This window comes from Vibrio sp. 10N.237.312.B06, from assembly GCF_041464685.1.
Taxonomy (GTDB): Bacteria; Pseudomonadota; Gammaproteobacteria; order Enterobacterales; family Vibrionaceae; genus Vibrio; species Vibrio tasmaniensis_A.
Genome location: NZ_JBFSPI010000047.1, coordinates 1 through 15,859, shown reverse-complemented (window position 1 = coordinate 15,859; position 15,859 = coordinate 1). Strand labels below are relative to the sequence as shown.

Here is a 15,859-nt window from a genome sequence, read left to right as displayed (position 1 = left end):
GCGACAACAGAGAGCAAAGCAAGAAAATTGACATAGCTGTGATTTGGACACGGTAAAGCGTAAGTGATCAGAGGCTAGCCGTTTATTCAGGCTGCTAATACTGGTATTCTTACCCTTTTCGTACTGACAAAAAGAGTGACTTTTCATGTCTGAAGTAAAATTTGAAACTGTAGAGCAAAAAGCTAGCTACGGTATCGGTCTACAAATGGGCCAACAACTTGCTGGTTCTGGTCTTGAAGGCCTAAACGTTGATGCAATCGCTGCTGGTATCGCAACAGCTCTAGTTGGCGACATGCCAGCTATCGAAGTTGACGAAATCAACAACGCACTACAAGAGCTACACACTCGTGGTGAAGCTGCACGTCAAGAACTAGCTAAAGCTGCTGCTGCTGACGGCGAAGCTTTCCTAGCTGACAACGCTCTTCGTTCAGAAGTTACAGTTCTTGAGTCTGGTCTTCAGTACGAAGTACTAACTGAAGGTACTGGCGAAATCCCAACTGCAGACAAGCAAGTGCGCGTTCACTACCACGGCGAACTAACTGACGGTACAGTTTTCGATAGCTCTGTATCTCGCGGTCAACCTGCTGAATTCCCAGTAACTGGCGTAATTCAAGGTTGGGTACAAGCTCTACAAATGATGCCTGTTGGCTCTAAGTGGAAGCTATACATCCCTCAAGATCTAGCATACGGTGAGCGTGGCGCAGGTGCTGCAATCCCACCATTTGCTGCTCTAGTATTCGAAGTAGAACTTCTAGCAATTCTTTAATTTCTATAAAAACCTTTAGTAAAACAAAAAACTATAGGTAAATTAGACTGAATTAGCTCAACGGCGATGTGACTACATCGCCGTTTTTCGTTTATAGTGAAAGAGTAAATTACTTTATTACTTAAGGACGAATAATGAAGAAAGTACTCATCACCGTTTTAAGCAGCCTTGCTGTGGTATCTTGCGCTAGTACTAGCGAGTCAGAACAAGTTAGTTCAACTTCTGATATTAACTATTCCCAACTATCACAAACAGCCCTTATGACCGCTGTAGACATGTGGTCTCAAAAAAATGAAGCAACACCATTTACGAGCACCCTTGCTAATTCCCTAAGTGACAAAGAATCTGTAACAAATGAGCAAGCTATAGGTGGAGTAGGTTCCATGCTAGCACTTGCCCAGAATACCCTTGATAACTTTGACAACCAAGAGCTCGAAATGCTTTTCCCTGGAATGTCGACGCTTGATTCTACCGGTTTAACGTCAGTATTGGACTCAAAAACATCTGTTGAAAATGCATTTTCAGGATTAGGTATGGATTCATCAATGGTTGCTGCGTTTGCACCAATCATTATTCAAGGGCTAGAGTCACAAGGCGCAACAAGCGGTCTCGTTGATTCACTCGAAGCTATTTGGCTGTAATAAGCAGTGATTAATAATTGATTTAAAATGCTTAAAGGGCGCTTCGGTGCTCTTTTTTGTGCGTTGAACAAAAGAGATACGAGATACTATTGAGAAATGGAGCAGAGAAGGTAAAGAAAAGTGCCAAATATCGTGGTGCAATTCTTATGTGGGTCTCCTAATTCTACAGATACAAAAAAGCCGAGCTAATGCTCGGCTTTTGTATTAAGAATCTAGTATAGATTACTCAGCAGCTTCTTCAGCAGCTGGGCGGTCTACAAGCTCAATGTAAGCCATTGGAGCTTTATCACCAGTACGGAAACCACATTTAAGAATGCGAGTGTAACCACCTTGGCGAGCCGCGAAACGCGGGCCTAGTTCATTAAATAGTTTTGCCACAACTTCGTTATCACGAGTGCGAGCAAATGCAAGACGACGGTTAGCAACACTGTCTGTCTTAGCTAGGGTAATCAATGGCTCAATTACGCGACGTAGTTCTTTTGCTTTAGGCACGGTAGTTTTAATAACTTCGTGACGAACAAGAGAGCTAGCCATGTTGCTGAACATCGCTTTGCGATGACTGCTGTTGCGGTTGAGTTGACGACCACTTTTACGATGGCGCATGACCTAATCCTTCTAACTTTTCGATTAATCTTCAGCGATTGACGCTGGTGGCCAGTTTTCTAGGCGCATGCCTAGAGAAAGACCACGTGAAGCAAGCACATCTTTAATCTCTGTAAGAGATTTCTTACCAAGGTTTGGCGTTTTAAGTAGCTCAACCTCAGTGCGCTGTACAAGATCACCGATGTAGTGAATCGCTTCTGCTTTCAAACAGTTAGCAGAGCGAACTGTTAGTTCAAGATCGTCTACAGGACGTAGTAGGATAGGATCGAATTCTGGCTTCTCTTCCTTCTCCTCAGGTACACGTACATCACGAAGATCTACGAACGCATCCAGTTGTTCAGCTAAAATAGTAGCTGCACGACGGATTGCTTCCTCAGGTTCTAGAGTACCGTTCGTTTCCATATCGATAACAAGCTTGTCTAAGTCAGTACGTTGTTCTACACGTGCCGCTTCAACAGCATAGGCGATTTTATCGACCGGGCTGTAAGTAGCGTCAACAAGTAGACGACCGATTGGACGCTCATCTTCTTCAGTATGGATACGAGCTGAAGCTGGAACGTAACCACGACCACGTTCTACTTTGATACGCATAGCGATCTCAGCGTTGTCATCCGTTAGGTGACAAATTACGTGCTCAGGGTTAGCGATCTCTACATCACCATCGTGGGTGATGTCACCTGCAACAACAGGGCCTGAGCCTGATTTGTTCAGTGTAATAAACACTTCATCTTTGCCTTCAGCAACGCGTACAGCTAAACCTTTAAGGTTTAAAAGGATTTCCAGGATATCTTCCTGAACGCCTTCTTTAGTGCTGTATTCGTGTAGCACACCTTCGATTTCAACTTCTGTTACGGCACAACCCGGCATAGAAGATAGAAGAATGCGGCGAAGAGCATTACCTAGAGTATGGCCGAAACCGCGCTCTAATGGCTCAAGAGTTACTTTCGCGTGTGTCGTATTGATCTGTTCAATGTCAACAAGACGCGGCTTAAGAAATTCTGTTACAGAACCCTGCATTGTGTCCTCTCTTTTTTTAACCTTACTTAGAGTAAAGTTCGACGATCAAGTGTTCATTGATGTCAGCTGATAGGTCAGAACGCTCAGGCATACGCTTGAATGTACCTTCCATTTTGCCAGCATCTACTTCAATCCAAGTTGGCTTTTCACGTTGTTCAGCAACTTCTAGAGCCGCTTTAATACGAGATTGCTGTTTAGCTTTCTCGCGGATAGAAACAACGTCGTTTGCCGCTACTTTGAAAGAAGGAACGTTTACAACTTTACCGTTAACTAGAATAGACTTGTGGCTAACTAGTTGACGAGATTCAGCACGAGTAGCGCCAAAGCCCATACGGTAAACTACGTTATCAAGACGACCTTCAAGAAGCTGAAGCAGGTTTGCACCTGTGTTGCCTTTAAGACGTGCAGCTTCTTTGTAGTAGTTGCGGAATTGTTTTTCTAGAACGCCGTAAATACGACGAACTTTTTGCTTCTCACGAAGCTGAACGCCATACTCAGATAGACGACCGCGACGAGCGCCGTGTACACCTGGTGCGTTATCAATTTTACACTTGGTATCGATCGCACGGACACCAGACTTAAGGAATAAGTCAGTACCTTCGCGACGGCTAAGCTTCAGCTTAGGACCCAAATATCTTGCCATGATCTTTCTCCAATATTCCTAGAAACGAAACTTAAACGCGACGTTTCTTAGGTGGACGACAACCGTTATGAGGGATTGGTGTCGCATCAACAATGTTAGTGATACGGAAACCAGCAGCGTTCAGTGCACGAACAGTAGATTCGCGACCTGGACCTGGACCCTTAACCATAACTTCCAAGTTCTTTAGGCCATATTCTTTAGCCATTTCACCACAACGCTCAGCTGCAACTTGTGCTGCGAACGGAGTAGATTTACGAGAACCACGGAAACCTGAACCACCTGCTGTAGCCCATGCAAGAGCGTTGCCTTGACGGTCAGTGATAGTTACGATTGTGTTGTTGAAAGAAGCATGAATGTGCGCTACGCCATCAGCTACTTGCTTGCGTACGCGCTTACGCGCGCGAGTTGGTTGTTTTGCCATTGTACTCTACCTTATCCGACTATTTCTTGATCGGCTTGCGCGGACCCTTACGGGTGCGAGCGTTGGTTTTAGTACGCTGTCCACGTAGTGGTAGACTGCGACGATGACGAAGACCGCGGTAACAGCCAAGGTCCATAAGACGCTTGATGTTCATCGATACTTCACGACGTAGATCACCTTCTACAGTGTATTTAGCTACACCATCACGCAGTTGATCGATCTGCTCTTCAGTTAGTTCACTGATCTTAGCATCTTCAGCAATACCCACTTCAGCTAGAATAGCTTGAGAGCGAGTTTTGCCAATACCGTAGATTGCAGTAAGTGCAATTACAGAATGCTTATGATCAGGAATGTTAATGCCGGCTATACGGGCCATTATTCACTCCTAAGGGGGTTCATAAAAGAATTATCCGCAGCAAAGCCCGTTATGGATACGCTGCGGCATACTACTTCTTTTGCACGCAAAAGGTAGGCCGAGGAATATACTCGACTCTACCTAGTATTTCAAGTAAAAATTTCTGCTGATTAGCCTTGGCGTTGCTTATGCTTTGGCTCACTGCAAATCACGCGAACGACACCGTTACGCTTGATAACTTTACAGTTACGGCAGATTTTTTTAACGGAAGCACGAACTTTCATTGCTAAACTCCGTAAATGGAATCGAAATAATTACTACCGAATTAACGGCCGTAACCTTTCAGATTCGCTTTCTTTAACACAGAATCATACTGTTGTGACATCAGATGAGTCTGTACCTGTGCCATGAAATCCATGATAACTACCACTACGATTAGTAGTGATGTGCCGCCGAAGTAGAAACGAACGTTCCACGCGACCATCATGAACTCAGGAATCAGACATATAAAAGTAATGTATAGAGCGCCCGCTAGGGTTAGTCTAGTCATCACTTTATCGATATATTTCGCTGTCTGCTCACCTGGGCGGATACCGGGTACGAATGCACCAGACTTCTTCAAATTATCAGCTGTTTCACGCGGGTTAAACACCAACGCTGTATAGAAGAAACAGAAGAAGATTATAGCTGCTGCATAAAGCATTACATACAAAGGTTGACCTGGGCTAAGAGCTAATGACACGTCAGTTAACCAACCGAACGCGCTGCTTTCACCATTTTGACCAAACCATTGTGCTAATGTTCCTGGGAACAAAATAATACTTGATGCAAAAATCGCTGGAATAACACCTGCCATATTAATCTTAAGAGGCAAGTGAGAGCTTTGAGCTGCAAAAACTTTACGACCTTGTTGACGCTTCGCATAGTTAACGACGATACGACGTTGACCACGTTCCATGAAAACTACGAAGTAAATTACAGCAAAAGACAATACCGCGATAAACAACAGAAGAAGCACATGCAATTCACCTTGACGCGCTTGCTCGATTGTTTGACCGATTGCAGAAGGCAATCCAGCAACAATACCTGCAAAAATCAGAATGGAAATACCATTACCGATTCCTCGCTCAGTGATTTGTTCACCTAACCACATCAAAAACATGGTACCAGTTACTAAACTCACGGTAGCAATAAGCGTAAACATGGTTTGGTTGATAACAACCAGATTGTCGACCATGTTTGGTAAGCCTGTTGCGATACCAATAGCTTGGAATGTTGCAAGTACAAGCGTGCCGTAGCGTGTATATTGGCTTATCTTACGACGGCCTGCTTCACCCTCTTTTTTGAGTTCCGCTAACGCTGGATGAACTACAGTTAGCAATTGGACTACGATCGATGCCGAAATGTACGGCATGATACCCAATGCTAATATAGATGCACGCTCAAGAGCACCACCGGAGAACATGTTAAACATTTCTACGATGGTACCTTTTTGCTGATCGAACAAATCGGCAAGTACAGCTGCGTCAATACCAGGGATCGGCACAAAAGAGCCGGCTCGGAATACTAAAAGTGCACCAATTACGAATAATAAGCGCGACTTTAGTTCACTTAAGCCGCTCTGAGCACTACGAAAATCTTTTCCTGGTTTCTTAGCCATCTGTACCTCGTTCCTCGAGATTATTCCTCGATTTTACCGCCTGCAGCTTCGATTGCAGCTTTAGCGCCTTTAGTCACGCGTAGACCTTTAACAGTCACAGCTTTGCTTAGGTCACCAGAAAGAACGATCTTAACAAACTCGATGTTCTTAGTGATAACGTTAGCAGCTTTAAGGCTGTTAAGATCAACTACGTCACCTGTTACTTTCGCTAGCTCAGCTAGACGAACTTCAGCAGACACTAGGCTCTTACGAGAAGTGAAACCGAATTTAGGTAGACGTTGTTTTAGAGGCATTTGACCGCCTTCAAAACCTGGACGAACAGAGCCGCCAGAACGTGACTTTTGACCTTTGTGACCGCGGCCACCTGTTTTACCAAGGCCAGAACCGATACCACGACCTACACGCTTCTTAGAAGGTTTAGAGCCAGCAGCCGGTGATAGAGTATTCAAACGCATTCTGATTACTCCTCAATCTTAACCATGTAGTAAACCTTGTTGATCATACCGCGTACGCACGGAGTATCTTCAAGTTCTACTGTATGGTTGATGCGACGAAGACCTAGACCTTTAAGACACGCTTTGTGCTTAGGTAGGCGACCAATTGAGCTTTTAGTTTGAGTTACTTTAATAGTTGCCATCGTGTGCTTACTCCGAAATAGATTCAACAGTTAGACCACGTTTAGCAGCAACCATTTCTGGTGACTTAACGTCTACTAGAGCACCAATCGTTGCGCGAACAACGTTGATTGGGTTCGTTGAACCGTATGCTTTAGAAAGAACGTTATGTACGCCTGCAACTTCAAGTACGGCACGCATTGCACCACCGGCAATAACACCTGTACCTTCAGCAGCTGGCTGCATGTAAACTTTAGAGCCCGAATGACGACCTTTCACCGGGTGGTGAAGAGTGCCTTCGTTAAGCGCAACTGTAACCATGTTACGACGCGCTTTTTCCATTGCTTTTTGAATCGCAGCAGGTACTTCACGAGCTTTGCCGTAACCGAAACCTACGCGACCATTACCGTCACCAACTACTGTTAGTGCAGTGAAGCTCATGATTCGACCACCTTTAACCGTCTTAGATACACGGTTAACAGCGATCAGCTTTTCTTGCAAATCATTAGCTTGTTGTTGTTCTTTAGCCATCTTCCAACCCTACCTTAGAATTTCAGACCAGCTTCGCGAGCAGATTCTGCTAGCGCCGCTACTCGACCGTGGTATTGGAAACCAGAACGGTCAAATGCAACTGAAGCTACGCCTTTTTCAAGAGCGCGCTCAGCAACAGCTTTACCAACTGCTTTAGCTGCATCGACGTTACCAGTGTTCTTAACTTGCTCACGGATCGCTTTTTCTACAGTAGAAGCAGCTGCGATAACCTCAGAGCCGTTTGCCGAGATAACTTGAGCGTAAACATGGCGAGGAGTACGATGTACTACCAGGCGAGTTGCACCAAGTTCTGCAATCTTACGACGTGCACGTGTAGCACGACGGATGCGAGATGCTTTCTTATCCATAGTGATACCTTACTTCTTCTTAGCTTCTTTAGTACGCACATTTTCATCTGCGTAACGAACACCTTTGCCTTTATAAGGCTCAGGAGCACGGTAAGAACGAATGTCAGCCGCAACTTGACCTACTACTTGCTTATCGCAACCAGTAATAACGATCTCAGTTTGGCTAGGGCACTCAGCTTTAATACCTTCAGGTAGAGCGTGCTCTACTGGGTGAGAAAAACCAAGAGTTAGACCTACAGCGTTGCCTTTCATAGCAGCACGGTAACCAACACCCTTAAGAGTTAGCTTCTTAGTGAAGCCCTCAGTAACACCCACAACCATGTTATTAACTAGAGCGCGAGCTGTACCAGCTTGTGCCCATGCGTTAGTAACACCTTCTTTCGGACCGAAAGTTAGGTTGTTTTCTTCCTGTGCAATAACTACGGCGCTGTTAAGAACGCGAGTAAGCTCACCTTTGCTACCTTTTACAGTAACTTCTTGGCCGTTTAGTTTCACCTCTACGCCAGCTGGAATAGCGACAGGTGCTTTAGCAACACGAGACATAATCTACTCCTTAAGCTACGTAACAGATGATTTCACCGCCAAGACCTGCTTTACGAGCAGCACGGTCAGACATCAGACCCTTGGAAGTAGAAACAACTGCAATACCAAGACCACCCATCACTGTAGGTAAAGAGTCTTTATTTTTATAAACTCTTAGACCAGGACGTGATACGCGCTTGATTTGCTCGATTACAGGTTTAGCTTGGAAGTACTTAAGAGTAACTTCTAGCTCAGGTTTTGCTTCGCTGTCAACAGCGAAGTCTACGATGTAACCTTCAGCTTTAAGTAATGCAGCAATTGCAACTTTAAGCTTTGAAGAAGGCATTTTTACAGCAACTTTATTTGCTGCCTGACCGTTACGAACGCGGGTCAGCATATCCGAAATCGGATCTTGCATGCTCATAAGATTTACTCCAAATGATTAAGTGGCAATTACCAGCTAGCCTTACGAAGACCCGGAATCTCGCCTTTCATGCAAGCTTCGCGAACCTTAATACGGCTTAGACCGAATTTACGTAGGTAACCGTGTGGACGACCAGTTTGGTTGCAACGGTTGCGCTGACGTGATGCACTTGAATCACGTGGAAGAGATTGCAGTTTAAGAACCGCATTCCAACGATCTTCTTCAGATGCGTTTACATCGCTAATGATAACTTTTAGCGCAGAACGCTTTTCAGCGAACTTAACTACTAGTTTTGCACGTTTAGCTTCACGTGCTTTCATTGATTGTTTAGCCATAACAGTAACCCTACCCTTACTTACGGAATGGGAAGTTAAAGGCAGCCAGCAGAGCTCGGCCTTCCTCATCGGATCCCGCAGATGTCGTGATAGTAATATCAAGACCGCGGACACGATCGACTTTATCGTAGTCGATTTCCGGAAAGATGATTTGCTCGCGAACGCCCATGCTGTAGTTACCGCGTCCGTCAAAAGACTTAGCGCTAACACCACGGAAATCACGTACACGTGGAAGTGCGATAGAGATTAAACGCTCTAAAAATTCCCACATGCGCTCACCACGCAAGGTTACTTTACAACCAATTGGGTAGCCTTCACGAATTTTGAAACCAGCTACAGATTTACGCGCTTTCGTGATAAGAGGCTTTTGACCAGAGATCGTTGCCATATCAGATGCTGCGTTTTCTAGCAGTTTCTTATCGTTGATTGCTTCACCAACGCCCATGTTTAGGGTGATTTTCTCAATCCTAGGGACTTGCATGACGCTTGTGTAGCTGAACTCTTTGGTAAGCTCAGCGACTACAGACGACTTGTAGTAATCATGCAGTTTCGCCATAGTAGAACTCCAAATTACTTCTAATTAGTTAGAAACAGTTTCGCCGTTAGATTTAAAGAAACGAACTTTCTTGCCATCTTCGATACGGAAACCGATACGGTCTGCTTTACCAGTAGCCGCGTTAAAGACTGCAACGTTAGAAGCATCAATAGCTGCTTCTTGTTCAACGATGCCACCTTGTTGACCTAGAGCCGGTACCGGCTTTTGGTGTTTTTTAACAAGATTGATGCCTTCAACAACAACTTTACCAGTTGTCAGAACCTTAGTTACTTTACCTTTCTTGCCTTTATCTTTACCAGCAAGAATGATTACTTCGTCATTACGACGGATTTTAGCTGCCATGTTGCCGCTCCTTACAGAACTTCAGGTGCAAGTGATACAATCTTCATGAATTTCGCGTTACGAAGTTCACGAGTCACAGGACCAAAGATACGTGTGCCGACTGGTTGCTCAGTAGTGTCATTTAACAATACACAAGCATTACTGTCGAAGCGAATGACAGAACCGTCTGGGCGACGAACGCCTTTACGGGTGCGCACTACTACCGCCTTCAGAACATCACCTTTCTTTACTTTACCGCGAGGAATCGCTTCCTTCACTGTAACCTTGATGACGTCACCGATATGTGCATAACGGCGGTGAGAGCCACCCAGAACCTTAATACACATTACCTTGCGCGCGCCAGAGTTATCTGCTGCGTCAAGTGTACTTTGCATCTGGATCATTGTTAGTGCTCCGCTAAATATTAAAACTAGACCCTCTCGGGTCGGGCTGCCTCTTTAAAAGGGACGCGAATTGTACCACCCTTTTTTTAAATTGGGTAGACAAAAAACAAGCGGCTCCAAAAAATTATTTGGAGCCGCTTATAAGTTATAGAATTACAAAGATTAAATCTTCGCTTTTTCTAGAACTTTAACCAATGTCCAAGACTTAGTCTTAGACAGAGGACGACACTCAGCGATTTCAACTTTGTCGCCTAGGCCACAAGTGTTGTCTTCGTCGTGTGCGTGTACTTTAGTCGTGCGTTTGATGAACTTACCGTAAATTGGGTGTTTTACAGTACGCTCAATAGCAACAACGATAGACTTGTCCATCTTGTCACTTACTACACGGCCTTGCTGGATGCGGTTAGTTTCGCTCATTATGCGCCTGCCTTTTCAGTCAAAACAGTTTTCACACGTGCGATGTCACGGCGTACAGCTTTTAGAGTATGAGTTTGCTGTAGTTGACCAGTTGCAGCTTGCATGCGCAAGTTGAACTGTTCACGTAGCAAATTCAATAGCTCAGCGTTAAGCTCTTCAACGTTCTTTTCGCGTAGATCTTGTGCTTTCATCACATCACCTGCTTAGTTACAAAAGTAGTTTTAACAGGCAGTTTACGTGCCGCTAGGCGGAACGCTTCACGTGCCAACTCTTCAGGTACGCCATTCATCTCGTACATAACTTTGCCTGGTTGGATTTGAGCAACCCAGTACGCAACTGAACCTTTACCTTTACCTTGACGAACTTCAAGAGGCTTTTCAGTAATAGGTTTGTCTGGGAACACACGGATCCAGATTTGACCTTGACGCTTAATGTGACGTGTCATAGCACGACGTGCCGCTTCGATTTGACGTGCAGTCAGGCGACCACGGCCAACAGCTTTAAGACCGAATTCGCCGAAGCTTACTTCAGTACCTTTAGCTAGACCACGGTTACGACCAGTCATAACCTTGCGGAACTTAGTACGTTTTGGTTGTAGCATCGTTCGACTCCTTACTTACGGCCTTTACGCTGCTTCTTAGGCTTATCGCCTTTTGGCTCTACTGCGTTAGCAGCTGGCATACCGCCTAGAATCTCACCTTTGAAGATCCAAACTTTAATGCCGATCACACCGTATTGAGTGTGAGCCGAAGAAGTTGCGTAATCAATGTCTGCACGTAGAGTGTGTAGAGGCACACGGCCTTCACGGTACCACTCTGAACGTGCGATTTCAGCACCGCCAAGACGGCCGCCTACTTGTACTTTGATGCCTTTAGCGCCTAGACGCATAGCATTTTGTACCGCACGCTTCATTGCACGACGGAACATAACACGACGCTCTAGTTGAGACGCGATGCTATCAGCTACAAGCTGACCATCTAGCTCAGGCTTACGTACTTCAGCGATGTTAATTTGCGCTGGTACACCTGCGATTTTAGCTACAGCTGCGCGTAGCTTCTCTACGTCTTCACCTTTCTTACCGATAACAACGCCAGGACGAGCTGTGTGAATAGTCACACGGATGCTCTTAGCTGGACGCTCGATAACGATACGAGATAATGATGCTTTTTGTAGTTCCTTGGTAAGGAACTGACGTACCTTGAAGTCGCCGTCTAGGTTGTCAGCGAATTCGTTGGTATTAGCAAACCATGTAGCATTCCAAGGCTTGACGATGCCAAGACGAATACCATTAGGATGTACTTTCTGACCCATTGCTTACTCTCCTAGTCTTTAGCGATCTGCTACAACAATAGTGATGTGGCTTGAACGCTTCAAGATACGATCCGCACGACCTTTAGCACGAGGCATAATACGCTTCATGATAGGGCCCTCATCTACGAAGATTTTAGCGACATTTAGATCGTCGATATCTGCACCTTCGTTATGTTCCGCGTTAGCGATAGCTGACTCAAGAACTTTCTTAACTAAAACAGCAGCTTTTTTGTTGCTGAAAGTTAGAATTTCTAGAGCCTGGTCTACCGACTTACCGCGAATTTGGTCTGCAACTAAGCGAGCTTTCTGTGGAGAAATACGAGCAAAGTTATGTTTAGCTAAAGCTTCCATCATCTACTCCTTATTTCTTCTTAGCTTTCTTATCTGCAGCATGACCGCGATAAGTACGAGTTGGTGCAAATTCGCCTAGTTTGTGACCGATCATTTCTTCGGTAACGAAAACTGGGACGTGCTGACGACCATTATGGACAGCGATGGTCAAACCAATCATTGTTGGGATGATCATTGAGCGACGGGACCAAGTCTTAATAGGCTTTTTGTCTCCGCTTTCCACCGCTTTCTCTACCTTCTTCAGCAAGTGTAGGTCAATAAAAGGACCTTTCTTGAGAGAACGTGGCATGGCGATTCCTCTTTATAAATTATTTAGTGCGACGACGTACGATGTACTTGTCAGTGCGCTTATTCTTACGAGTCTTGAAGCCCTTAGTAGGAACGCCCCAAGGAGATACTGGGTGACGACCACCAGATGTGCGGCCTTCACCACCACCATGTGGGTGATCCACCGGGTTCATTACTACACCACGTACGGTTGGACGTACGCCGCGCCAGCGTGAAGCACCAGCTTTACCAAGTTCACGTAGCATATGCTCAGAGTTACCAACTTCACCGATCGTTGCACGACCTTCAGAAAGAACTTTGCGCATTTCACCAGAACGTAGACGGATAGTTACGTATGCACCATCGCGAGCGATGATTTGAGCATAAGCACCAGCCGAACGAGCTAGTTGTGCACCTTTACCAGGCTTAAGTTCAACACAGTGTACAGTAGAACCTACTGGGATGTTGCGCATCGGCAGAGTGTTACCTGCTTTGATTGCAGCATCTACGCCAGATTGAATCTGGTCGCCTGCGTTAACACCTTTAGGTGCAATGATGTAACGACGCTCACCGTCTGCGTACAGAACTAGAGCGATGTTAGCACTACGGTTTGGATCGTATTCTAGACGCTCAACTTTCGCTGGGATGCCATCTTTAGTACGTTTGAAGTCAACCAAACGGTAATGGTGTTTATGACCACCACCGATGTGACGTACTGTAATACGACCGTTGTTGTTACGACCACCGTTCTTAGAGTTTTTCTCTAGAAGTGGTGCGTATGGCTTACCCTTGTGCAGGTCAGCGTTAACAACTTTAACGACGTGACGACGACCAGGGGAAGTCGGCTTACATTTAACAATAGCCATTTTTACTACTCCTGTTATTCCGCGCCGCCAACGAAGTCAAGATCTTGACCTTCTTTCAAAGTAACGTAGGCTTTCTTAACGTCTGAACGACGGCCTTCACGCATACCTTGACGTTTGGTCTTACCCTTTAATACAAGAGTATTTACAGACTTAACTTCAACTTCAAATAGCTTTTCTACAGCTGCTTTGATCTCTTTCTTAGTTGCATCTTTAGCTACTTTGAAAACGATAGTGTTCGCTTTCTCAGCTGCCATAGTTGCTTTTTCAGAGATGTGCGGAGCACGTAGAACTTTTAAGATACGCTCTTCAGTGATCATGCTAGCATCTCCTCAACTTGCTTAACTGCATCAGCAGTCATCAGAACCTTGTCGAAAGCGATTAGTGATACTGGATCAACACCAGCAACATCACGTGCATCTACTTTGTATAGGTTACGAGCAGCTAAGAATAGATTTTCATCTACTTCGCCAGTCACAATCAGAACGTCATTTAGCTCAAGCTCTTTAAGCTTAGCTACAAGTTCTTTTGTTTTTGGTGCTTCTACAGAGAAGTTATCAACAACGATTAGACGCTCTTGACGAATCAACTCAGAAAGAATGCTTTTCATAGCACCGCGGTACATTTTCTTGTTAACTTTTTGGCTGTGATCTTGTGGTTTCGCAGCAAAAGTAACACCACCTGTACGCCAGATTGGGCTACGAATTGTACCAGCACGTGCACGGCCAGTACCTTTTTGGCGCCATGGCTTAGCACCGCCGCCTGATACTTCAGAACGAGTCTTTTGAGCACGAGTACCTTGACGAGCACCTGCTGCATACGCAACAACTACTTGGTGTACTAGAGCTTCGTTAAAGTCACGTCCGAAAGTAGTCTCGGAAACAGTTAGTGCATCAGCACCTTTAACCATCAATTCCATTACTTACTCCTAGACGTTATGCTTTAACAGCAGGTTTTACGATCACGTTACCGCCTGTTGAGCCTGGTACTGCACCTTTAATAAGGAGTAGATTGCGCTCAGCGTCAACACGTACGATCTCTAGGTTTTGAGTCGTTACACGCTCAGCACCCATGTGACCTGCCATTTTCTTGCCTTTAAACACGCGGCCTGGAGTTTGACATTGGCCAATTGAACCCGGTGCGCGGTGAGACAAAGAGTTACCGTGAGTCATATCTTGAGTAGAGAAGTTCCAACGCTTGATAGCGCCTTGGAAGCCTTTACCTTTAGATGTACCAGTAACGTCTACTTTTTTAATTTCGTTGAAAAGTTCTACGTTTAGCTCAGCGCCAACTTCAAACTCTTCGCCGTTTTCTAAACGGAATTCCCAAAGACCGCGACCTGCTTCAACACCCGCTTTCGCGAAGTGACCAGCTTCAGGTTTAGTTACACGGTTAGCTTTCTTAGCACCAGTAGTTACTTGGATTGCTGCGTAGCCGTCTGTCTCAAGAGTTTTAACTTGAGAAATACGGTTCGCTTCAACCTCAACAACAGTTACTGGGATAGAAACGCCTTCTTCAGTAAATACGCGGGTCATACCCACTTTACGTCCGACTAGACCAATCATTATTCTTATCTCCCTTAACCTAGGCTGATTTGAACATCAACGCCAGCTGCAAGATCAAGACGCATTAGAGCATCAACAGTTTTATCTGTTGGCTCAACGATGTCGATCAAACGCTTGTGAGTACGAATTTCGTACTGATCACGTGCATCTTTGTTGACGTGTGGAGAGGTAAGAACAGTGAAACGCTCTTTACGAGTAGGAAGTGGAATAGGACCACGAACCTGTGCGCCAGTACGTTTTGCTGTTTCAACGATTTCCGCAGTTGAAGCATCGATTAGCTTGTAATCAAACGCTTTAAGGCGGATACGAATACGTTGGTTCTGCATGAGACAGAGCTCCAATTATTAAAAATTACACAAACAATATCGCCACCCAAACTCGAAAGAACGAGAGAATGCCGATTGATTTATGTGAAACCGTAGCATCCAAGATTAGGACGCATTGTCAGTTAACTTTTGAAGTAAACACAAGGTTTACTATTTTTATTAACCGCGAACATAAGCTGAGTATACATTACTAGGTAAGACCTACTCCTCAGTGCTCATTGGTTCACAAACCGGCGTTAGCCAGTGCGATGCATTATACAGATCACATTTTAGTATGCAAGTGGTGTTGGAAAAATAATCGGAATATATTTGTGCAGAGCATTCGAAGAAAAGTTGTGTGACAAAAGCAGAACGACAAGGAACGGGGATGATACTAAGGGAAAGCAAAAAGAAGTGGTGGGAACGTGGAAAAATAAAAGGGAAGCCGAAGCTTCCCTTTTCTTATGCAGTTCTTCTAATGAAGAGTGTGCAAAAATCTAAATGCTATTAAGCGAAGATTTTAGCTACAACACCAGCACCAACAGTACGGCCACCTTCGCGGATTGCGAAACGTAGACCTTCGTCCATTGCGATTGGAG

The 15,859-nt window shown here is 45.0% G+C and carries 30 protein-coding genes and 1 pseudogene; 2 read left to right on the top strand and 29 right to left on the bottom strand.

Features of this window, described 5'->3' with window-relative positions; all coding sequences use genetic code 11:
• The first annotated feature begins 145 nt into the window (after positions 1-145).
• Together AB6C75_RS13875 and AB6C75_RS13870 are read left to right on the top strand one after the other, a co-directional pair.
• Positions 146-766 (top strand): FKBP-type peptidyl-prolyl cis-trans isomerase, encoded by a 621-nt coding sequence (locus tag AB6C75_RS13875; RefSeq protein ID WP_008220519.1) that lies wholly within the window; start codon positions 146-148, stop codon positions 764-766.
• 134 nt (positions 767-900) lie between these two features.
• Positions 901-1,407, top strand: coding sequence for a DUF2780 domain-containing protein (locus AB6C75_RS13870; protein ID WP_009847779.1), 507 nt, complete (start codon positions 901-903; stop codon positions 1,405-1,407).
• 222 nt (positions 1,408-1,629) lie between these two features.
• On the opposite strand, the gene rplQ is transcribed toward AB6C75_RS13870, so the two are convergent.
• The 29 genes and pseudogenes from rplQ to AB6C75_RS13725 all read right to left on the bottom strand — a co-directional run.
• On the bottom strand, positions 1,630-2,010 hold the full coding sequence (gene rplQ, locus AB6C75_RS13865) for a 50S ribosomal protein L17 (protein ID WP_004729812.1): 381 nt from the start codon (positions 2,008-2,010) through the stop codon (positions 1,630-1,632).
• A 24-nt stretch (positions 2,011-2,034) separates the two neighbouring features.
• The gene (locus tag AB6C75_RS13860; protein WP_004729813.1) at positions 2,035-3,027 is read right to left on the bottom strand and encodes a DNA-directed RNA polymerase subunit alpha; all 993 of its coding nucleotides are present in this window, start codon (positions 3,025-3,027) and stop codon (positions 2,035-2,037) included.
• A 22-nt stretch (positions 3,028-3,049) separates the two neighbouring features.
• The gene (rpsD, locus tag AB6C75_RS13855) at positions 3,050-3,670 is read right to left on the bottom strand and encodes a 30S ribosomal protein S4 (RefSeq protein WP_004738777.1); all 621 of its coding nucleotides are present in this window, start codon (positions 3,668-3,670) and stop codon (positions 3,050-3,052) included.
• A 31-nt stretch (positions 3,671-3,701) separates the two neighbouring features.
• A complete protein-coding gene (rpsK, locus tag AB6C75_RS13850; RefSeq protein ID WP_004738778.1) occupies positions 3,702-4,091 on the bottom strand; it encodes a 30S ribosomal protein S11 in 390 nt (129 codons plus the stop codon).
• A gap of 19 nt (positions 4,092-4,110) precedes the next feature.
• Positions 4,111-4,467, bottom strand: coding sequence for a 30S ribosomal protein S13 (gene rpsM, locus AB6C75_RS13845; protein ID WP_004738779.1), 357 nt, complete (start codon positions 4,465-4,467; stop codon positions 4,111-4,113).
• Positions 4,468-4,616: 149 nt separating this feature from the next.
• A complete protein-coding gene (gene rpmJ / locus AB6C75_RS13840) occupies positions 4,617-4,730 on the bottom strand; it encodes a 50S ribosomal protein L36 (RefSeq protein WP_000868186.1) in 114 nt (37 codons plus the stop codon).
• Between the two features lie 41 nt (positions 4,731-4,771).
• Positions 4,772-6,106, bottom strand: coding sequence for a preprotein translocase subunit SecY (gene secY / locus AB6C75_RS13835; protein ID WP_004736759.1), 1,335 nt, complete (start codon positions 6,104-6,106; stop codon positions 4,772-4,774).
• 20 nt (positions 6,107-6,126) lie between these two features.
• Complete coding sequence (gene rplO, locus AB6C75_RS13830; RefSeq protein WP_004736758.1) at positions 6,127-6,561, bottom strand: 50S ribosomal protein L15; 435 nt, start codon at positions 6,559-6,561, stop codon at positions 6,127-6,129.
• 5 nt (positions 6,562-6,566) lie between these two features.
• Entirely contained in the window at positions 6,567-6,743 is a 177-nt protein-coding gene (rpmD, locus tag AB6C75_RS13825) for a 50S ribosomal protein L30 (protein ID WP_004736756.1), read from the bottom strand.
• 7 nt (positions 6,744-6,750) lie between these two features.
• Positions 6,751-7,251 (bottom strand): 30S ribosomal protein S5, encoded by a 501-nt coding sequence (gene rpsE / locus AB6C75_RS13820; protein WP_004736754.1) that lies wholly within the window; start codon positions 7,249-7,251, stop codon positions 6,751-6,753.
• A 14-nt stretch (positions 7,252-7,265) separates the two neighbouring features.
• Positions 7,266-7,619, bottom strand: coding sequence for a 50S ribosomal protein L18 (gene rplR, locus AB6C75_RS13815; RefSeq protein ID WP_009847783.1), 354 nt, complete (start codon positions 7,617-7,619; stop codon positions 7,266-7,268).
• A 9-nt stretch (positions 7,620-7,628) separates the two neighbouring features.
• Positions 7,629-8,162, bottom strand: coding sequence for a 50S ribosomal protein L6 (gene rplF, locus AB6C75_RS13810; protein WP_009847784.1), 534 nt, complete (start codon positions 8,160-8,162; stop codon positions 7,629-7,631).
• Between the two features lie 10 nt (positions 8,163-8,172).
• Complete coding sequence (gene rpsH / locus AB6C75_RS13805; protein ID WP_009847785.1) at positions 8,173-8,565, bottom strand: 30S ribosomal protein S8; 393 nt, start codon at positions 8,563-8,565, stop codon at positions 8,173-8,175.
• Between the two features lie 29 nt (positions 8,566-8,594).
• On the bottom strand, positions 8,595-8,900 hold the full coding sequence (rpsN, locus tag AB6C75_RS13800) for a 30S ribosomal protein S14 (RefSeq protein WP_004736747.1): 306 nt from the start codon (positions 8,898-8,900) through the stop codon (positions 8,595-8,597).
• A gap of 16 nt (positions 8,901-8,916) precedes the next feature.
• On the bottom strand, positions 8,917-9,456 hold the full coding sequence (gene rplE, locus AB6C75_RS13795) for a 50S ribosomal protein L5 (RefSeq protein ID WP_004736744.1): 540 nt from the start codon (positions 9,454-9,456) through the stop codon (positions 8,917-8,919).
• Positions 9,457-9,480: 24 nt separating this feature from the next.
• A complete protein-coding gene (gene rplX, locus AB6C75_RS13790) occupies positions 9,481-9,798 on the bottom strand; it encodes a 50S ribosomal protein L24 (RefSeq protein ID WP_004736742.1) in 318 nt (105 codons plus the stop codon).
• Positions 9,799-9,809: 11 nt separating this feature from the next.
• Positions 9,810-10,181, bottom strand: coding sequence for a 50S ribosomal protein L14 (rplN, locus tag AB6C75_RS13785; RefSeq protein WP_004736740.1), 372 nt, complete (start codon positions 10,179-10,181; stop codon positions 9,810-9,812).
• 162 nt (positions 10,182-10,343) lie between these two features.
• A complete protein-coding gene (gene rpsQ / locus AB6C75_RS13780; RefSeq protein WP_004736739.1) occupies positions 10,344-10,598 on the bottom strand; it encodes a 30S ribosomal protein S17 in 255 nt (84 codons plus the stop codon).
• Entirely contained in the window at positions 10,598-10,789 is a 192-nt protein-coding gene (rpmC, locus tag AB6C75_RS13775) for a 50S ribosomal protein L29 (RefSeq protein WP_004736737.1), read from the bottom strand. The genes rpsQ and rpmC overlap by 1 nt, the downstream gene beginning before the upstream one ends.
• Positions 10,789-11,199, bottom strand: coding sequence for a 50S ribosomal protein L16 (gene rplP / locus AB6C75_RS13770; protein ID WP_004736736.1), 411 nt, complete (start codon positions 11,197-11,199; stop codon positions 10,789-10,791). Before rplP ends, rpmC begins: the two co-directional genes overlap by 1 nt.
• A gap of 11 nt (positions 11,200-11,210) precedes the next feature.
• Positions 11,211-11,909 carry a 30S ribosomal protein S3 gene (rpsC, locus tag AB6C75_RS13765; protein ID WP_004736734.1) on the bottom strand — a complete coding sequence of 233 codons (699 nt, stop codon included), beginning with the start codon at positions 11,907-11,909 and terminating at the stop codon, positions 11,211-11,213.
• A gap of 18 nt (positions 11,910-11,927) precedes the next feature.
• On the bottom strand, positions 11,928-12,260 hold the full coding sequence (rplV, locus tag AB6C75_RS13760) for a 50S ribosomal protein L22 (protein ID WP_004736732.1): 333 nt from the start codon (positions 12,258-12,260) through the stop codon (positions 11,928-11,930).
• A gap of 10 nt (positions 12,261-12,270) precedes the next feature.
• Positions 12,271-12,549, bottom strand: a complete 279-nt coding sequence (gene rpsS / locus AB6C75_RS13755; protein WP_004736729.1) for a 30S ribosomal protein S19 — start codon at positions 12,547-12,549, stop codon at positions 12,271-12,273.
• Between the two features lie 19 nt (positions 12,550-12,568).
• Positions 12,569-13,393 carry a 50S ribosomal protein L2 gene (gene rplB / locus AB6C75_RS13750; protein ID WP_012604912.1) on the bottom strand — a complete coding sequence of 275 codons (825 nt, stop codon included), beginning with the start codon at positions 13,391-13,393 and terminating at the stop codon, positions 12,569-12,571.
• A 14-nt stretch (positions 13,394-13,407) separates the two neighbouring features.
• Entirely contained in the window at positions 13,408-13,710 is a 303-nt protein-coding gene (gene rplW, locus AB6C75_RS13745) for a 50S ribosomal protein L23 (protein ID WP_004736765.1), read from the bottom strand.
• The gene (gene rplD / locus AB6C75_RS13740; protein ID WP_004736764.1) at positions 13,707-14,309 is read right to left on the bottom strand and encodes a 50S ribosomal protein L4; all 603 of its coding nucleotides are present in this window, start codon (positions 14,307-14,309) and stop codon (positions 13,707-13,709) included. Before rplD ends, rplW begins: the two co-directional genes overlap by 4 nt.
• A 16-nt stretch (positions 14,310-14,325) precedes the next feature.
• Entirely contained in the window at positions 14,326-14,955 is a 630-nt protein-coding gene (rplC, locus tag AB6C75_RS13735) for a 50S ribosomal protein L3 (RefSeq protein WP_004736763.1), read from the bottom strand.
• 14 nt (positions 14,956-14,969) lie between these two features.
• Complete coding sequence (rpsJ, locus tag AB6C75_RS13730) at positions 14,970-15,281, bottom strand: 30S ribosomal protein S10 (protein ID WP_004736761.1); 312 nt, start codon at positions 15,279-15,281, stop codon at positions 14,970-14,972.
• Positions 15,282-15,767: 486 nt separating this feature from the next.
• A pseudogene (locus AB6C75_RS13725) lies at positions 15,768-15,859 on the bottom strand (elongation factor Tu); the annotation flags it as partial.

Excerpts from the sequence above, each read along its gene's own strand:
- rplB (WP_012604912.1), bottom strand. The coding sequence starts at position 13,393 with ATGGCTATTGTTAAATGTAAGCCGACTTCCCCTGGTCGTCGTCACGTC.
- rplO (WP_004736758.1), bottom strand. The coding sequence starts at position 6,561 with ATGCGTTTGAATACTCTATCACCGGCTGCTGGCTCTAAACCTTCTAAG.
- rpsS (WP_004736729.1), bottom strand. The coding sequence starts at position 12,549 with ATGCCACGTTCTCTCAAGAAAGGTCCTTTTATTGACCTACACTTGCTG.
- rpsD (WP_004738777.1), bottom strand. The coding sequence starts at position 3,670 with ATGGCAAGATATTTGGGTCCTAAGCTGAAGCTTAGCCGTCGCGAAGGT.
- rplP (WP_004736736.1), bottom strand. The coding sequence starts at position 11,199 with ATGCTACAACCAAAACGTACTAAGTTCCGCAAGGTTATGACTGGTCGT.
- rpsH (WP_009847785.1), bottom strand. The coding sequence starts at position 8,565 with ATGAGCATGCAAGATCCGATTTCGGATATGCTGACCCGCGTTCGTAAC.
- rplN (WP_004736740.1), bottom strand. The coding sequence starts at position 10,181 with ATGATCCAGATGCAAAGTACACTTGACGCAGCAGATAACTCTGGCGCG.
- rpmJ (WP_000868186.1), bottom strand. The coding sequence starts at position 4,730 with ATGAAAGTTCGTGCTTCCGTTAAAAAAATCTGCCGTAACTGTAAAGTT.
- rplX (WP_004736742.1), bottom strand. The coding sequence starts at position 9,798 with ATGGCAGCTAAAATCCGTCGTAATGACGAAGTAATCATTCTTGCTGGT.
- rpmD (WP_004736756.1), bottom strand. The coding sequence starts at position 6,743 with ATGGCAACTATTAAAGTAACTCAAACTAAAAGCTCAATTGGTCGCCTA.
- rpsN (WP_004736747.1), bottom strand. The coding sequence starts at position 8,900 with ATGGCTAAACAATCAATGAAAGCACGTGAAGCTAAACGTGCAAAACTA.
- AB6C75_RS13870 (WP_009847779.1), top strand. The coding sequence starts at position 901 with ATGAAGAAAGTACTCATCACCGTTTTAAGCAGCCTTGCTGTGGTATCT.
- rpsJ (WP_004736761.1), bottom strand. The coding sequence starts at position 15,281 with ATGCAGAACCAACGTATTCGTATCCGCCTTAAAGCGTTTGATTACAAG.
- rpsC (WP_004736734.1), bottom strand. The coding sequence starts at position 11,909 with ATGGGTCAGAAAGTACATCCTAATGGTATTCGTCTTGGCATCGTCAAG.
- AB6C75_RS13860 (WP_004729813.1), bottom strand. The coding sequence starts at position 3,027 with ATGCAGGGTTCTGTAACAGAATTTCTTAAGCCGCGTCTTGTTGACATT.
- rplE (WP_004736744.1), bottom strand. The coding sequence starts at position 9,456 with ATGGCGAAACTGCATGATTACTACAAGTCGTCTGTAGTCGCTGAGCTT.
- rplV (WP_004736732.1), bottom strand. The coding sequence starts at position 12,260 with ATGGAAGCTTTAGCTAAACATAACTTTGCTCGTATTTCTCCACAGAAA.
- rpsE (WP_004736754.1), bottom strand. The coding sequence starts at position 7,251 with ATGGCTAAAGAACAACAACAAGCTAATGATTTGCAAGAAAAGCTGATC.
- rpmC (WP_004736737.1), bottom strand. The coding sequence starts at position 10,789 with ATGAAAGCACAAGATCTACGCGAAAAGAACGTTGAAGAGCTTAACGCT.
- AB6C75_RS13875 (WP_008220519.1), top strand. The coding sequence starts at position 146 with ATGTCTGAAGTAAAATTTGAAACTGTAGAGCAAAAAGCTAGCTACGGT.
- rplD (WP_004736764.1), bottom strand. The coding sequence starts at position 14,309 with ATGGAATTGATGGTTAAAGGTGCTGATGCACTAACTGTTTCCGAGACT.
- secY (WP_004736759.1), bottom strand. The coding sequence starts at position 6,106 with ATGGCTAAGAAACCAGGAAAAGATTTTCGTAGTGCTCAGAGCGGCTTA.
- rpsQ (WP_004736739.1), bottom strand. The coding sequence starts at position 10,598 with ATGAGCGAAACTAACCGCATCCAGCAAGGCCGTGTAGTAAGTGACAAG.
- rpsK (WP_004738778.1), bottom strand. The coding sequence starts at position 4,091 with ATGGCAAAACAACCAACTCGCGCGCGTAAGCGCGTACGCAAGCAAGTA.
- rplQ (WP_004729812.1), bottom strand. The coding sequence starts at position 2,010 with ATGCGCCATCGTAAAAGTGGTCGTCAACTCAACCGCAACAGCAGTCAT.
- rpsM (WP_004738779.1), bottom strand. The coding sequence starts at position 4,467 with ATGGCCCGTATAGCCGGCATTAACATTCCTGATCATAAGCATTCTGTA.
- rplR (WP_009847783.1), bottom strand. The coding sequence starts at position 7,619 with ATGGATAAGAAAGCATCTCGCATCCGTCGTGCTACACGTGCACGTCGT.
- rplF (WP_009847784.1), bottom strand. The coding sequence starts at position 8,162 with ATGTCTCGTGTTGCTAAAGCACCTGTCGCTATTCCAGCTGGCGTAGAG.
- rplW (WP_004736765.1), bottom strand. The coding sequence starts at position 13,710 with ATGATCACTGAAGAGCGTATCTTAAAAGTTCTACGTGCTCCGCACATC.
- rplC (WP_004736763.1), bottom strand. The coding sequence starts at position 14,955 with ATGATTGGTCTAGTCGGACGTAAAGTGGGTATGACCCGCGTATTTACT.